We start from the raw sequence: 15720 nt of genomic DNA on the forward strand, positions 1-15720 counted from the left end.
CTTATGACGGCTTGAAGACACCTGGGTGACGTCTCAAACCGGCAGCGGCCCAGGTTCCATGGCAGGACGCCAAACATGCAGTTCCTGCCCTAAAAACTCAGAGAATTGAGGACTGTCCTCGTGGTCAAGAATACGGAAGTCAAACTTAGTGCAGTTGCAGGGGACCTCAAGAAGTCCCCCAGCGACGCCCTTGTCATCGGCGTGGGCCAAGGCACGGACGGTCCCGTCCTGCTCAGCAACCCCCTGACCGCCAAGGCCGCCGAAGCCCTGGCCGAATCACTGAGTGTTCTTGGCATCACCGGGGCAGCGGACCAGGCCCACCGCTTGCCGGGCCTGAGCGAGGCCGGCGCGAAAGTCCTCGTGCTCGCCGGCGTCGGAAAGGTCTCCGCGGCGCAGCCGCTCACCGAGGAGGCGCTGCGCCGCGCCGCCGGCTCGGCGGTCCGCCAGCTGGCCGGCGTCAGCACGGTCACTTTGGCCCTCCCGACGACGTCGCTTGGGGATGTCGCGGCCGTCGCCGAGGGCGCGGCCATGGGCGCCTACTCGTTCACCGAATACCGCTCCGCCAAGGACGGCCTGAAGGATCCCGTCAACAACGTCGTGATTGTCACCGATTTTGCCGCCGACAAGGCCCTGAAACCGGTGCTGGACCGTGCCGCACTGATTGGCAAGGCGGTCAACGCGACCCGCTCGCTGGTCAACCAGCCGCCCAGCCACCTCTACCCCGAATCCTTCGCAGAAGCGGCCAAGGAACTGTCCAAGGGCCTGCCGGTCAAGGTGACCGTGTGGGACGAGAAGCGCCTGGAAAAGGAAGGCTTCGGCGGAATCCTCGGCGTCGGCAAGGGCTCCACCCGGCAGCCGCGCCTTGTCAAGGTCGAATACTCCCCCGCCAGGGCCACCGCCAAGATCGCCCTCGTGGGCAAGGGCATCACCTTCGACACCGGCGGCATCTCGCTCAAGCCGCACCTCGGCATGGGCGACATGAAGTCCGACATGGCGGGCGCCGCCGTCGTACTGAACACCGTCCTGGCCCTCGCCGGCCTGGGCCTGCCGGTCAAGGCGACCGCCTGGCTCTGCATCGCGGAAAACATGCCCTCGGGTGCCGCGCAGCGTCCCGCCGACGTGCTCACCATGTTCGGCGGCAAGACCGTTGAGGTCCTGAACACCGACGCCGAGGGCCGCCTGGTCATGGCCGACGGCATCGTCGCCGCCAGCCAGGAGTACCCGGACGCGATCATCGACGTCGCCACCCTCACCGGCGCGCAACTCATCGCCCTCGGCGACCGCACGGCCGGCGTGATGGGCTCCGAATCCGTTACCGGCCCGCTCAAGGCTGCTGCTGACCGCGCCGGCGAACTGGTCTGGCCGATGCCGCTGCCTGAAGAGCTGCGCCCCAGCCTCGACTCGCAGGTCGCGGACCTCGCCAACATCGGCGAACGCCATGGCGGCATGATGACGGCTGCCGTTTTCCTGCGCGAATTCGTGGGCAAGGGCAAGGACGGCGAACAGATCCCCTGGGCCCACATCGATATTGCCGGCCCGTCCTTCAACAACGGCAGCCCCTACGGCTACAACCACAAGCAGGGCACGGGCTGCACCGTGCGCACGCTCGTGGCCTACGTCGAGGACATCCTGGCCAAAACCGCCTAGGACCAAAACCGTCCAGGACCAAAACCGTCCAGGCGTCCGCGCCAGCCGGTGGCCGGGGCTTCGCTGCCCCGGCCACCGGCCGCGTGAGACTGGACACAAGCGCTCCACAAACGCCACGGCAAGGTGGAGCATGTATTAGTGGTTCGCTAAGGTGAACTCCGGTAGTCACAAATGAAAGGGAACAGCCCTGCTGGCATAATCACGGCAGGAAGTTCCAAGACCAGATGATGCGTACTCTCGTGTCATCGTTCACGCGAGGGAGCGTTTTAGTGGCCGATCAGGCAACTGCGCAAGAATTCGACATCCTGGTACTCGGCGGCGGCAGCGGCGGCTACGCAACTGCCCTGCGTGCCGTTCAGCTTGGCCTCACGGTTGGCCTGATCGAAAAGGGCAAGCTCGGCGGCACCTGCCTGCACAACGGCTGTATCCCCACCAAGGCCCTGCTGCACTCCGCGGAACTGGCCGACCACGCCCGTGACTCGGCGAAGTACGGCGTCAACGTCACCCTGGACAGCATCGACATCACCGCTGTCAACGCCTACAAAGACGGCATCATCGCCGGCAAGTTCAAGGGCCTGCAGGGCCTCATCAAGGGCAAAAAGGGCATCACCGTCATCGAGGGCGAAGGCAAGCTCCAGGGCACCGACACCATCGTCGTGAACGGCACCGCGTACAAGGGCAAGAACATTGTCCTCGCGACCGGCTCCTACTCCCGCTCGCTGCCGGGCCTGGAAATCGGCGGCAAGGTCATCACCTCCGACGAAGCCCTCACCATGGATTTCATCCCCAAGAGCGCGATCATCCTGGGCGGCGGCGTGATCGGCGTCGAGTTCGCTTCAGTGTGGAAGTCCTTCGGCGTCGACGTCACCATCATCGAGGGCCTGCCGTCGCTGGTCCCGAACGAGGACGCGACGATCGTCAAGGCCTTCGAGCGCGCCTTCAAGAAGCGCGGCATCAAGTTCTCCACCGGCACCTTCTTCCAGGGCGTTGAGCAGAACGCCGACGGCGTCAAGGTCACCCTCGTGGACGGCAAGACCTTCGAGGCGGACCTTATGCTCGTCGCGGTCGGCCGCGGCCCCGTCACGGCCAACCTTGGCTACGAGGAAGCCGGCCTGACCATCGACCGCGGCTTCGTTATCACCAACGAACGCCTGCACACCGGCGTTGGCAACGTCTACGCCGTCGGCGACATCGTCCCGGGCGTCCAGCTGGCCCACCGCGGATACCAGCAGGGCATCTTCGTCGCCGAGGAAATCGCCGGCCTGAAGCCGGTTGTCGTCGAGGACGTCAACATCCCCAAGGTCACCTACTCCGAGCCGGAAATCGCGACTGTCGGTTACACGGAGAAGGCCGCCAAGGCCAAGTTCGGTGACGACCAGGTCCTGACCCAGGAATACAACCTTGCCGGCAACGGCAAGAGCTCCATCCTGGGCACCAGCGGCCTCGTGAAGCTGGTCCGCCAGAAGGACGGCCCCGTCGTCGGGGTCCACATGATCGGCTCCCGTATGGGCGAGCAGATCGGTGAAGCCCAGCTGATCGTGAACTGGGAAGCCTACCCGGAAGACGTGGCCCAGCTGGTCCACGCCCACCCGACGCAGAACGAGTCCCTCGGCGAGGCCCACCTGGCCCTGGCCGGCAAGGCCCTCCACGGCTAGCAGTTCCGCCGCACCACCGCAAGAACACCGTGCGTAGTGCACCCGGCCCGAAATGCCGGGTGCACTAAGCTCGACCAAGGCAGCAATCATCCGCACTAAAGATCAATAAGGAGAACGGGGACGACATGTCTGAATCCGTTAACTTGCCCGCCCTCGGTGAGAGTGTCACCGAAGGAACCGTCACCCGCTGGCTCAAGCAGGTAGGTGACCGGGTAGAGGTGGACGAGCCGCTGCTCGAGGTTTCCACCGACAAAGTAGACACCGAGATCCCCTCTCCGATCGCCGGCGTGATCGAGGAAATCCTCGTCGCCGAAGACGAGACCGCTGAAGTTGGCGCACCTCTGGTCCGCATCGGCGACGGTTCCGGCTCCGCCGGCTCGGGCGAAGCCCCCGCCGCCGCAGCCCCGGCCGAGGAAGCACCGGCCCCGGCGGCTGCCGAGTCCCCGGCGGCTGCCGAAGCACCGGCCCCCGAAGCCGAAGCACCCGCCGCGCCGGCCGCACCGGCTGCTGCTCCCGCCGGCGAAGGCCACGAAGTCACGCTCCCCGCCCTGGGCGAGAGCGTCACCGAAGGCACCGTCACCCGCTGGCTCAAGAGCATCGGCGACACCGTCGAGGTCGACGAGCCGCTGCTGGAGGTTTCCACCGACAAGGTTGACACCGAGATCCCGTCCCCGGTTGCCGGCGTTCTGCAGGAAATCCGCGTCGCCGAGGACGAAACGGCCGAGGTCGGCTCTGTCCTCGCCGTGATCGGTTCCGGCGCCGCTGCCCCCGCTGCGGCTCCTGCCGCTGAGGCGCCGAAGGAAGCAGCGGCACCGAAGCAGGAAGCTCCCAAGGAAGCTGCTCCGGCTGAGGCACCGAAGCAGGAAGCTCCCAAGCAGGAGGCACCCGCCCCGGCACAGGAAGCCGCTGCCCCCGTTGCTGCCCCGGCAGCCTCGTCCGCAGAGTCCGGCTACGTTACGCCGCTTGTCCGCAAGCTGGCCAACCAGCAGGGCGTGGACATCACCTCCCTGACCGGCACCGGCGTCGGCGGCCGCATCCGCAAGCAGGACGTGCTGGCAGCAGCAGAAGCCAAGGCAGCCCCGGCCCCCGCCGCGGCCGCCGCACCTTCGGCAGCCCCTTCCGCTGCTCCGGCCGCGCGTCCGTCCGCTGACCTCTCCTCGTTGCGCGGCACCGTGCAGAAGGCCCCGCGGATCCGCCAGGTCATTGCCCGCCGCATGCGCGAGTCGCTGGACATCTCCACCCAGCTGACCCAGGTGCACGAGGTCGACATGACCAAGGTCGCCAAGCTCCGTGCCAAGGCCAAGAACTCCTTCCAGGCCCAGAACGGCTCCAAGCTGACCTTCCTGCCCTTCATCGCCAAGGCTGTTGCCGAGGCCCTGAAGCAGCACCCGAAGGTCAACGCGTCCTACGACGAGGACAAGCAGGAGATCACGTACCACAACGCCGAGCACCTGGCGATTGCGGTGGACACCGACAAGGGTCTGCTGGTTCCGGTCATCGCCGACGCCGGCAACCTGAACCTGGCCGGCCTGGCCGGCAAGATCGCCGACGTCGCGGACCGCACCCGCAACGGCAAGATCGGACCGGACGAGCTCTCCGGCGGAACCTTCAGCATCACCAACATCGGTTCCGTGGGCGCCCTGTTCGACACCCCGATCATCAACCAGCCGCAGGTTGCCATCCTCGGCACCGGTGCGATCGTCAAGCGCGCCGTTGTGGTGGCCGACGAGAACGGCGATGACTCGCTGGCCATCCGCTCGATGATGTACCTCTCCCTCACGTACGATCACCGACTGGTCGACGGTGCGGACGCGGGACGCTTCCTGCAGACGCTGAAGGCACGCCTTGAAGAAGGCGCCTTCGAAGCGGACCTGGGCCTTTAGCGCCTGAAATCAGGCAGCTGCAGGGCACCATCCCGCAAGGGAGGGTGCCCTGCAGTGTTTACCGACAGTTTGTCGCTAAGCTGAAGCCATGGACATTCTCAAATATCTTCTGGTATTCCTGCACATCCTCGGCGCCGCCGCGATCGTCGGTGGCTGGTTCGCCACGTTCAAGAAGCCCACGGTCCTGCCGGTGCAGCTGTACGGCGCCATTGCGCAGCTGGTCACCGGGCTGGCACTCGTAGGGATCGCGGGCGCCACCCACGATCCGCTGAACTACGGCAAGATCGCCGTCAAACTGGTGATCGCCATCGTTGTGCTGGTCGCCGCTGTAATCGGGTACCGCAAGGCAACGTCCGGTGCGGGCGTTCCCAAGGGCCTGGCACACGCCGTCGGCGGGATGGGACTTATCAACATCGCAGTCGCCACCCTCTGGCAGTAGTCCTGTAGGCCTGTAGTCCCGTAGCCCGACGACGGCGACGCACCCCGCATGGGGAGCGTCGCCGTCGTCGTTCAAGGGATGGTCACAATCCACTGACAGCGGAACCCCGGTGCGGCGCCGGCGCTGAATCCCTAGGATGGGACACGGCACGATCCGGCGCTGCGCCGGTTCCGTGGCACGACAACAATCTTGAGGAGTGGACATGGCAGCAACACGCACCGCACACACTGTATGGAACGGCGACCTGATGACCGGCGCCGGCAACACCACGCTGGACAGCTCGGACCTGGGCAACTTCGACGTCACCTGGAAGGCGCGGGCCGAGGCCTCCGAGGGCAAGACCAGCCCGGAAGAACTCATCGCCGCGGCACATTCGGCCTGTTTCTCCATGGCCTTCAGCCTCGCCGTCGCCCAGGCCGGCCACACCCCCGAGGAAGTCAACACCAAGGCGGATGTCACCTTCGTACCCGGCACCGGCATCACGGACAGCCACCTGACCGTCAGTGCCCGGATCCCGGGGATCACGGAGGACGAGTTCCAGCGCATCGCTGAGGAAGCCAAGGTCGGCTGCCCCGTCTCAGCCGCCCTCACCGGCATCAAGATCACCCTGGACGCCACCCTGGCCTCCTAGCGCCCCACGCGCCAACGGCGAAGGCCCCCGTTCCCTGCTGGTCAGGGCGGTTTCTAGGGGTCGTTGCAACACCGGGTGGTTAGGTGGTTAGTAGTAGATCACGTAGACGCTCGGCTGGGGTATCCCAGCCGAGCGTTTTGCGTGGGCGGCCGTTGAGCTCCTGGGCGACGTGTTCGAGGTCTTCAGGTCCGTAGGCGGACAGGTCGGTGCTTTTGGGGAAGTACTGGCGCAGCAGCCCGTTGGTGTTCTCGTTCGAACCGCGCTGCCAGGGGCTGGCTGGGTCGCAGAAGTAAACCTGCATTTCGGTGGCCAGGGTGAAGGTCTTGTGGGCGGCCATTTCCGCGCCCTGGTCCCAGGTCAGAGAGCCTCGCAGATGTGCCGGCAGGGCAGAGATGGTGTTGATGAGCCCGTCCCGGACGGTTTCGGCGGTGTGGTCATTTGGCAGGTGGACGAGCATCACGTAGCGGGTGGTGCGTTCGACCAGGGTTCCGATCGCGGACTGGTTGTAGGCGCCGGTGATGAGATCCCCCTCCCAATGGCCGGGTACTGCGCGGTCCTCGATCTCGGGTGGACGCTCGGAGATCATGACCATCGGATCCACCAACCGGGAGGTGCGCTGTTCCCCGCTCTGGTGGTGTTTCCGGCGGGTCCGGCCTGTGCGCAGCGCGGCCTGTATTTCGCGTTTGAGTCCGCCTCTGGCCTGGACGTAGAGGGCTTGATAAATCGTCTCTGGACTCACACGCATCTCCGGTTGGTCGGGGAACTTTTTGACCAGGGTGTGGCTGATCTGCTCCGGAGACCAGCGTATGAGCAGCTTGGCCTCACATAGTCGCGCAGGTCCGACTCGCCAGCGAGCTTGGCGGTTTTGGGTCGTGCCCGCCGGGCAGCGGCCTTCCGCTGCGCCCCGTGGGGCAGATAGCCCAACAGGGCATCGGCATTTCGGCCCAGCTCGCGGCTGATCGTTGAAGCCGAACGGCCAAGCGCGCTGGCGATCGCCCGCATCGACGAACCCGAGGCTTTCAGGTCCCGGATCATCTCCCGCTCCTGCACGCTAAGAAATCGCGGGTCGATGAGTTTCTCGAGAGCCGCTGTCGGTGGGGCGAGGGCCGGCGAGGTCATAGTGGTCACACCACGTTTGTAATCGACCACCCGCCCATCAGCGTAAATGCGTCGGCCGCCTGACTTACGAATCCCCAGGTCCCACTCCGCCGCGGTCCTGGTATGCACGCTGACCGCTGCGGCCGCCTCCCGCCGACTCAAGCCGGCCTTGCGTAACCGGAAGTACTCATCCCGGCCCCGGTGGGGGCGCGCCCCCGGTTTACCATGGCTCTTCAGTCCGGCTTTACGCACCCAGCCGGCGCACGTATCGGGGCTCAATCCCAGCTCCCTGGCCGCCGCCCCCGTGCTCTTGAGCCGGTCGAACACGACGAAGAACTCATCCTTCTGCTCCTGTGCGTACTTCCTGTTGGTTCGAGGTTCTCCCGTTAAAGACGACACGGTCGTTGCAACTCCCAAAAATTCTGGGTGTTGCGACTGTGAGTATTGGTTGTAGCTGGTCTGGGACTGGCTGGCAGGATAGATATCGGCCGTTCCATCCCGTGGACGTGACTCCTGTTGCGACTGACCCCCAGGTGTCATTCGATCGACTTGTCCGTCCATCGGGGTGGTCCGGCCGGCACCTGTCCGGCCCACCTCGGTAGCTTGATCAGAAGATTGTCCACCCCTTGCGGGGCGTGACCCATCACAGTGCTGTTCCTTTGGTGACCTCTACCCGGACTGGCGCTGGCCGGTGACGGCCATGACCACATCCGTGAAGAGGAAGGTAGGAATGACCGCCATGTCTATCGTCGCGCATGCCCATCCATTTGTCGTGGGTGTCGACACGCACGCCCGAAACCATGTTTACGCCATCCTCGACGCCACCAACGGCGCACTACTGGATACGCAGTCATTCCCCACCACCACAGCCGGGATCAACCGGGCCATTAAATGGATCGCACGCCGCACCAACGCCGACGCAGACACCCTCTGGGTCATCGAAGGAGCCGCATCCTACGGAGCGATCCTCGCCGGCACCGTGGCAACCCACGGATTCCCAGTCGCCGAAGCGCCGCGCATGGATGCCAAGAAGCGCCGTGGCGTGGGCAAGTCCGATGCCCTGGACGCCCACCAGATCGCCATGGCCGTTCTGCCCCTGCCGGTGGACAAGCTGCGCCGACCACGCCTTCATGACGGGGTCCGCCAGGGCGTGCGGATCCTGGTCACAGCGCGGGGGTCCATGAGCAAGGACCGGACCCGGTCGGTCAACGCGCTCAACGCCCTGGTGCGGGGCAATGACCTGGGCATCGATGCCCGCCAGAAGCTCACAGGCGCCCAGATCACCGAGGTCTCAAAGTGGCGTTCCCGCGAGGAAGAGCTCGCCTTGTCCATCGCCCGTGCTGAGGCCGTGCGGCTGGCCAAACACGTCCTGGCGCTGGATGAGCAACTCACGGCCAACGAGAACCAGCTGGACGAGCTGGTGAAGGTCAGCGATGCCGCACCCTTGCTGGAGGAGACGGGGTTCAGGGCGATCAGCGCCGCGAAGTGCCTCGCCGCGTGGTCGCACGAAGGCAGAGTCCGCAACGAGGCAGCATTTGCCTCCCTGGCCGGGGTAAATCCGATCCCCGCGTCCTCCGGGAACACTGTCCGCCACCGCTTGAACCGGGGCGGTGACCGGTCCCTGAACAGCGCCTTGCACATGGTCGCGGTCGTCAGGATGACCCATGATGGCGAAACCCGCCAGTACGTGGCAAAGCGACGCGCCGAGGGTCGTACGGACAAGGAAATTCGTCGTTGCACCAAACGCTACCTGGCCCGCCGCATCTACCGCACGCTCAGCGCGGCGGCAATAGCGATAAACGCGGCTTGACAGACATAGAAGAGTCGACCGCTAGAACCCAAGCTGATGGTCAGGGGACGGGGGCCTTCGCCGTCGCGCGGACACGAGTCCGGGCGGCCGCCCGGACTCGTGTCCGGATCCGGGCCTAGTGTCCGGCCTGGCGGGCCGGCAGCGGTGCCGGCTTCACGCGGCGGTAGCCCTCGCGCAGCGGCGGCCGGTCGGTGGGCAGCTCCTGGATCATTTCCTTGAGCGCTCCAATGCCGTATTCCAGCTGCGGGTCGGTGCCGGCGGCGTAGGCGTGCGGCGGGAAGGTGACTTCGATGTCGGGGGCAACGCCGAAGTTCTCGACACCCCACCCCACGCCTCCGGAGAACCAGGTGGCGTAGCGCGGCTGCGTCACGCCGGTCCCGTCAGCGAGGGCGAAGCGGTTGTCGATGCCCACGACGCCGCCCCAGGTCCGGGTGCCGATGACCGGGCCGATCCCCCGCAGTTTGGAGACCTGGGTGATGATGTCGCCGTCGGAGCCGGCGAATTCGTCGGTCAGGATGATGACGGGACCGCGCGGTGCGTGGTGCGGATAGGTCCGCGGCTTCTCCCCGCGCGGCATGCTCCAGCCGGTGACCTTGCGGCCGATGAGTTCCGCGACGAGCTGGGAGGTGTGCCCTCCCCGGTTGCGGCGGACGTCGACGATCAGTCCGTCGAGGGCTGTTTCGGTGTCGAGGTCGCGGTGGAGCTGGGCCCAGCCGTTGGCCATCATGTCGGGGATGTGCAGGTACCCGAAGGTTCCCTGCGAGGCCTGCCGGACCGTCCGGCGGTTGGCGGCCACCCATTCCTGGTACCGCAGCCGCTCCTCGTCGCGGACCGGGACCACGGCGACCCGGCGCTGCTGCCCGGCCTGGCTTCCGTGCCCGGCGCCGTTGCACAGGGTGAGCTCGACGGCGCGTCCCGCGGCGCCGACCAGTTGCATGGCGGGGGTGCGCGCTTCGGTGAGTTCCACGCCGTCGATCGCCAGCAGCACGTCGCCGGGTTTCGCATCAGCGCCCGGGCGGGTCAGCGGCGAGGTGGCGAGCGGGTCGGAGGACTCCCCCGCGAGGATCCGGGTGATCTCCCAGCCCCCGCCCGTGAACGCAAGGTCGGCGCCGAGCCGGCCCTGGCCGTTGCTGCCGTTCTCGGTGACGGCGGCCGGACGGACGTAGGCATGCGAGGTGCCCAGCTCGCCGTGGAGCTCCCAGAGCAGGTCCACGAGGTCGTCATGCGAGCCCAGGCGGTCCACAATCGGACGGTAGCGGGCGTGCACCGAATCCCAGTCCTGCCCGGCCATGTCCTCCGTCCAGAAGAAGTCGCGCTGGAGCCGCCAGGCTTCATCGAAGGCCTGGCCCCAGACGCTGAGCGGGTCGAGCTGCACGCGGATGCGGCTGAGGTCCACCTTGACCAGCTGGCCGGACTCCTCGTCAGCCTTCGCGTTGGCGGGCGAGACGCGGATCTGCTTGTCGTGCAGGACCACGACCTTTTCGCCGTCGCCGGAGAGCCGGTAGCTGTCGGCGGCGTCCACGATGGTGCTGGTTTTGCGCCGGGCCAGGTCGAAACGGACAAGGGAGGGTGCAGCGTTTTTGTCCTCGAGGCTGGCGCGGCCCTCGCCGGTGACCCCGGAGAGCTCGCTGTCGAGCCAGAGCAGCGCCCCGGCAGTGGCGGTGAGGGCGGAGTAGTTTCCCTGCGGCACGGGCACGCTGATGACCCGGTGCGCGAGGCCTTCGGCATCGACCCGGACCGCGGGAACCGGGTCCTTCACTGTGCCGTCCGCGGCGTCAGTGGCAGAAGTGGCTGCGGCGTCGGCGTCCTCGGGCAGGTCAACACCCGGGCCGAACGGCGAGGGGGTGTCCGCGGCGAGGGCGACGAGATAAGGCTTGATCGGGCTCGGGAAAGACAGGTCGAAGGAGTGCCCGTCGTAGACCGGGTCGAAGCTGCGGTTGGAGAGGAAGGCGAGGTACTTGCCGTCGGGGGTGAACGACGGCGATTCGTCCCGGAAGCGGCCGTCGGTGACGTCGATGATGGTGCGCGTCCCCTCCGCTGCGGCGTCGTCGACCGCGGTGAGGCGCAGCCGGCTGCGGGAGCCGAAGGAGGTGACCGGCTCGGACCAGCCGAGCCAGGCCGAGTCCGGGGACCAGCTGAAGCCTTCGATGCTGCCCTCGCCGATGCTGCTCACGAGGGACAGCGTGCCGGTCCGGGTGTCGGCGAGGTAGATGTCACCGAATGCGGTGCCGACGGCCAGCCAGTTGCCGTCCGGGCTGGCCTCGATGGCGCTGGCCCGCGACGGCCTGGGAAAATCGATCCGGGTCAGCTCGGGGGACGCGCCGTGCTGCGCCGGGGCATTTCCCTCCGCCGGCCCGGCGGTGTCTGCGGCGTCGACGGTGGATTCGGCGGTGGCGTCAACGGTGGCCGTGCGGCCGGTTCCCGCCGCGGATGGTGCCGGGACCGCGGCCACGGCGTCACCCCGGATAAAGGACGCAGCCGGGACGGGCCTGGGCAGGGATGTGCCGGCGTCGGAATCCGCGCCTGGCAGGGCTGGATTCTGCGGCGCCGGGACGGCCGGGGAATACTGCGCTCCGACGCCGAGGGGCGCCGCGATTGCCTTCAGGTACAGGGCTTCGACGCCGTCGTGGTCGGCAACGTAGGCGATCCGGCCCGCGCCGAAGGGGCGGGGCAGGCGTGCCCGGACGCCGGGGGTGGCTTCCAGGACGCGCGAGGGACCGTCCTTGTGCCGCAGCCAGTGCAGGGTGCCGTGGGCCTCCACGGCGCTGGAGCCGCCGGTGCGGTCCGGAACCACGTCGCCCAGATGCCGTGACGGCTTCAGCGGCGCGGCGCGGCGGGCCTGGGAGGCGGATCCCAGGGAGATCCCGAGTTTGACGGCGTCCGCGCCGAGGTCCGGCAGCAGCCACAGCTCACCGGCCGATTCGAAGACGACGCGCCGGCCGTCGGTGGCGGCGTGCCGGACGTAGAAGTCCTCGTGGTCCGTGTGGCGGCGCAGATCGGAACCGTTGGGCAGCACAGAGTACAGGTTGCCGTAGCCCTCGTGGTCGGACAGGAAGGCGATCCGGCCGTCGACCCACATGGGGTCGGTCAGGTTGCCGTCCAGCTCGGCGGCGAGGCGTTCGAATTCGCCGTTTCCGTCGGCGTCGATCCACAGCTTGCCGGCGGCCCCACCCCGGTAGCGCTTCCACCATGCCGGCTCCCGCGAGAGCACGCTGGCGAGGACCACGGGGCGCTCGTCGCCGACGACCGGCCCGAACGCGACGGATTCCACCGGTCCCAGCGGGAGTTCAGTGGCCCAACCGCCCGTGACGGGCAGGCTGTAGGCGTGGGTGTGCCGGCTGTCGGCCTGGCGGAAGGCGCTGGTGACCAGGACGTCGCCGTCGGGGGTGAAGCCCTTGACCCTGGTAGTGGCGTGGCCGAAGTAGCTCAACTGGCGGTAGCCGCCGCCGTCGACCTCCGCGGTGACAACTTCCGGGGACGTTCCCTGGACGACCGTCCACACCAGCCGCTTGCCGTCCGGCGTGAAGCGGGGGTTGCGGGCGGGCAGCTGCAGCGAGGAAACGCGCCAGGCGCGGCCCCCGCCGAGGGGCGCAATCCAGACGTCGTCCTCGGCCACGAAAGTGACCAGATCGCCGTGCAGATGCGGGAAACGGAAGTAACTCGAAGAGGTCATCGTTCGATCATAGTCAAGACCGGCCGTCCCGCCCGGGAGGTGTCCCCGCCGTGCCGGGCATGGTGAGATGGATCATGAGAATCATTGTTGCCGGAGCCTCAGGGCTGATCGGAACCGCCATTTCCCGCACCCTGCGCAGCGCCGGGCACGACGTCGGCACACTGGTCAGGCGTCCGCCCGCCTCGCCGGCCGAGTTCCAGTGGAACCCCGGAGAGGGCAGCATCGACGACACCGCGCTGAAGGGGGCCGACGCCGTCGTCAACCTTTCCGGCGCCGGTATTGGAGACCGGCCCTGGACCCGGTCCCGCATCAACGAACTCCGTGCCTCTCGGCTGGGGGCGACGCGGACCCTGACGGCGGCCATGGGGCGCCTGGACACTCCCCCGGCGGTCTTCCTGAGCCAGTCGGCCTCCGGCTACTACGGCGACGCGGGCCCGGCGGTGCTCCGGGAGAACGCCCCCGCCGGCAGCGGCGTGCTCGCCCGGATCTGCATCGACTGGGAGGCAGCCGCGCACGAGGCCCCCGCCGGCGTCCGGGTGGTCACGCCCCGCACCGGCGTCGTCCTGAGCCGTTCCGGGGGCGCGTTGGGACGGCTGATGCCGCTGCTCCGCCTGGGTGTGGGCGGACCGCTGGGCAGCGGCCGGCAGTACTGGCCCTGGGTCACGCTCCCCGATGTTGCCGGCGCCTATGCCTTCCTGCTCAGCAGTCCACTATCCGGGCCGGTGAACCTGTGTGCCCCGGAAAGCGCGGATGTGAACTCGCTGATCGCCCAGCTGGCAGGTGCCCTGCACCGCCCGGCGGTGCTCCGCGTCCCCGCCCCGGTGTTGCGCCTGGTGATGGGCCAGCTCGCCAATGAACTGCTGCTCGCCAGCCAGCGGATGGAACCGGCTGCCCTGGTTGGGGCCGGCTTTGAATGGCAGCACCCGTCGCTCGCCCAGGCAGCCGCCTGGGTGGCGGACCGCGGTCCAGACTCCTGAGGAGCCCCGAGGTCCTGTGGAGCCCGGCGGCCGTCAGCCGCCGGAGCTGCCTGGGGCCCTGGTGTCGGCCGGGACGTGGGCCGCGGGATCTCCGGTGTCTCCGATGTCTCCGTCGGGGAGGATGTCCTGGATCCGCCAGCGGCCCTCGACCGGCGCCAGCACCAGCCGCAACCGCTGTTCCGGCCCCTCTGCCGCCTCGGCCAGCACCGCACCGGTTGCGTCGCGTTCCTGGTAGGCGGGCGTGCTCGCGGTGACGACCACCACCGCCTGGCCGTGGCCGGCATCCCCCTCCGCGGCCACACGGGTCAGGAGGATGGTGAATCCGGCCAGCACCCGGCCGGATTCCTTGAGCCCGGCGCTGATCCGGCCGTCCGCCGCGGCCGCGGTCGACGCCGGCACGTTGACCTGCTCCAGCAGCCCGAAGTCCCCCGAACTGAACGCCAGGGAGCGAAGCCGGGCGAGTCCGCGGACTGCTTCACCGGGGTCCGGGGATGCCAGCTGTGCCTCCAGCCCAGGAGGGAGGCCGGCACCACCGGGGGCCGGCGCCGCGGATGCCGGCGCCGCGGATGCCGGCGCCGCGGATGCCGGGGCGGATTCCGTGACGGCACCGGGGTCCCTGGCGGAGAAACCCGGAATCAGGCCGGCACCGGCGGACCCCCAGACGGCGACAAGGATCCCCAGGAGTGCCACGCCCACGGCCACGGCCCGGAAGGCGCGGCCCGGAGGTGCCGGGCGGGCCGCGGAGGGCCGGAAGGAGCGCGTGCCCGCCGGACTCTGGCGGCCCGAGTGGCGGGCGGAGTGGCGCGCGCTGAGGCTCCCGGCCCGGCGCCCGGCCCCCGGATGCACGGCGGCAGGAAACGGCGCGGCTACGCGGGGCCCGCGGAAGCGGTGCGGCAGGGACCGGAGCTGCTCAGCCCGCCGCTCCCGGGCGGTGCCGGGCAGGGAGCGGCGGGTCAGCAGCTGCGGAATGACCGTGGGGTGGACCGAGACGGAGAGGTCCACCGGTGCCGCTCCGGCGCTGCGGTGAACGGCGGCCGCCAGTTCGGCGGCGGTGGGCCGGAGCCTGCGGTCCTCCTGAAGTCCGGATTCCAGGGCTGCGGACAGCGCAGGCGGAACCCCGGGAACCAGCAGCGGCAGCGGCGGACGCTGCGCCCCGGGCTCTGGAGGGTGGCCGGTGAGGCAGAACCAGCCCACGGCAGCGAGTGAATACACATCGCGCTCCGGTTGCAGCCCGGCGCGGACGGCGTCCACCGGGGCAGGGTCGCTGAAGCCCTCGGTCCCGGCCCCGGATACCGCCCTGGCGTCAGCCACCATGCGTGCCACGCCCAGATCGGCGAGCAGCGGTTTGCCGTGTGCCGTAAACAGCACATTGCCGGGTGAGACGTCGCCGTGGGTGAAGCCCTGGCCATGCAGGTACGCGAGGGCCTGCGCGATCGGAGTCAGGACAGTCACCGTCTCCCCCGGCCCCAGCGTCCCCCGGCTGGCCACGAGCTGCCCCAGCGAACCGCCCGCCGCGTAATCCATGGTCAGCCCGAGGTTTCCCGCGGCTCCCCCGCCCAGCCGGACGACGTCGTGCGCCCTCACCAGGTGCTCATGGTCCAGGACGGAGAGTATTCGGGTCTCTCGCCGGGCAGCGTCCTCCGCGTCATCCCGGCCGGGCCCGTCGCCGGCGGAGAAGCATTTCAGCGCATACTCGCGCCCGGTCGACTGTGCAGTCACCAGCCACACCTTGGCGCTGCCGCCGCGCCCCAGGCAACGGCCGACGTCGTATCCGGGAACCTCGGGCGCCGAAGCGCCGGACGGCGAGAAATCTTCCATAACCAAGGAATAGCCGATCCCGCGGAATCCCGCAGAAGTTATCCACAGGCCATGAGAGCTTCACCACAGAATCGGTCGCCGCGACAGCC

General features: G+C 68.3%; 9 protein-coding genes and 1 pseudogene. 7 read left to right on the plus strand and 3 right to left on the minus strand.

The features are described 5' to 3' along the window. Positions 1–120 precede the first annotated feature (120 nt). The 5 genes from GXK59_RS10020 (at position 121) to GXK59_RS10040 (ending at position 6255) form a co-directional block, all read left to right on the plus strand. A complete protein-coding gene (locus GXK59_RS10020; RefSeq protein ID WP_160666423.1) occupies positions 121–1647 on the plus strand; it encodes a leucyl aminopeptidase in 1527 nt (508 codons plus the stop codon). A 269-nt stretch (positions 1648–1916) separates the two neighbouring features. Then, positions 1917–3302: a dihydrolipoyl dehydrogenase gene (gene lpdA / locus GXK59_RS10025; RefSeq protein WP_160666425.1), complete on the plus strand. Its 1386-nt coding sequence runs from the start codon at positions 1917–1919 to the stop codon at positions 3300–3302. A 125-nt stretch (positions 3303–3427) separates the two neighbouring features. After that, positions 3428–5185 (plus strand): 2-oxoglutarate dehydrogenase, E2 component, dihydrolipoamide succinyltransferase, encoded by a 1758-nt coding sequence (sucB, locus tag GXK59_RS10030; RefSeq protein ID WP_160666427.1) that lies wholly within the window; start codon positions 3428–3430, stop codon positions 5183–5185. An 88-nt stretch (positions 5186–5273) separates the two neighbouring features. Next, positions 5274–5624 carry a hypothetical protein gene (locus tag GXK59_RS10035; protein ID WP_160666429.1) on the plus strand — a complete coding sequence of 117 codons (351 nt, stop codon included), beginning with the start codon at positions 5274–5276 and terminating at the stop codon, positions 5622–5624. A 202-nt stretch (positions 5625–5826) separates the two neighbouring features. Next, positions 5827–6255: an OsmC family protein gene (locus tag GXK59_RS10040; RefSeq protein WP_160666431.1), complete on the plus strand. Its 429-nt coding sequence runs from the start codon at positions 5827–5829 to the stop codon at positions 6253–6255. A gap of 79 nt (positions 6256–6334) precedes the next feature. Here GXK59_RS10040 and GXK59_RS10045 read toward each other — a convergent pair. After that, a pseudogene (locus GXK59_RS10045) lies at positions 6335–7515 on the minus strand (IS30 family transposase). Positions 7516–8083: 568 nt separating this feature from the next. On the opposite strand from GXK59_RS10045, the gene GXK59_RS10050 reads away from it, so the two are divergent. Beyond that, positions 8084–9163 (plus strand): IS110 family transposase, encoded by a 1080-nt coding sequence (locus GXK59_RS10050; protein ID WP_160666433.1) that lies wholly within the window; start codon positions 8084–8086, stop codon positions 9161–9163. Between the two features lie 115 nt (positions 9164–9278). Here the strand turns inward: GXK59_RS10050 and GXK59_RS10055 are convergent, their stop codons facing one another. After that, positions 9279–12836: a S41 family peptidase gene (locus tag GXK59_RS10055; protein WP_160666435.1), complete on the minus strand. Its 3558-nt coding sequence runs from the start codon at positions 12834–12836 to the stop codon at positions 9279–9281. A 74-nt stretch (positions 12837–12910) separates the two neighbouring features. Here GXK59_RS10055 and GXK59_RS10060 point away from each other — a divergent pair, with 74 nt between their 5' ends. Then, positions 12911–13813, plus strand: coding sequence for a TIGR01777 family oxidoreductase (locus tag GXK59_RS10060; RefSeq protein WP_160666437.1), 903 nt, complete (start codon positions 12911–12913; stop codon positions 13811–13813). 33 nt (positions 13814–13846) lie between these two features. Here the strand turns inward: GXK59_RS10060 and GXK59_RS10065 are convergent, their stop codons facing one another. Further along, complete coding sequence (locus tag GXK59_RS10065; protein ID WP_160666439.1) at positions 13847–15631, minus strand: serine/threonine-protein kinase; 1785 nt, start codon at positions 15629–15631, stop codon at positions 13847–13849. Between the last annotated feature and the right edge of the window lie 89 nt (positions 15632–15720).

The organism is Pseudarthrobacter sp. ATCC 49987 (genome assembly GCF_009928425.1).
Taxonomy (GTDB): Bacteria; Actinomycetota; Actinomycetes; order Actinomycetales; family Micrococcaceae; genus Arthrobacter.

Excerpts from the sequence above, each read along its gene's own strand:
- sucB (WP_160666427.1), top strand. The coding sequence starts at position 3,428 with ATGTCTGAATCCGTTAACTTGCCCGCCCTCGGTGAGAGTGTCACCGAA.
- GXK59_RS10035 (WP_160666429.1), top strand. The coding sequence starts at position 5,274 with ATGGACATTCTCAAATATCTTCTGGTATTCCTGCACATCCTCGGCGCC.
- GXK59_RS10040 (WP_160666431.1), top strand. The coding sequence starts at position 5,827 with ATGGCAGCAACACGCACCGCACACACTGTATGGAACGGCGACCTGATG.
- GXK59_RS10050 (WP_160666433.1), top strand. The coding sequence starts at position 8,084 with ATGACCGCCATGTCTATCGTCGCGCATGCCCATCCATTTGTCGTGGGT.
- GXK59_RS10055 (WP_160666435.1), bottom strand. The coding sequence starts at position 12,836 with ATGACCTCTTCGAGTTACTTCCGTTTCCCGCATCTGCACGGCGATCTG.
- GXK59_RS10060 (WP_160666437.1), top strand. The coding sequence starts at position 12,911 with ATGAGAATCATTGTTGCCGGAGCCTCAGGGCTGATCGGAACCGCCATT.
- GXK59_RS10065 (WP_160666439.1), bottom strand. The coding sequence starts at position 15,631 with ATGGAAGATTTCTCGCCGTCCGGCGCTTCGGCGCCCGAGGTTCCCGGA.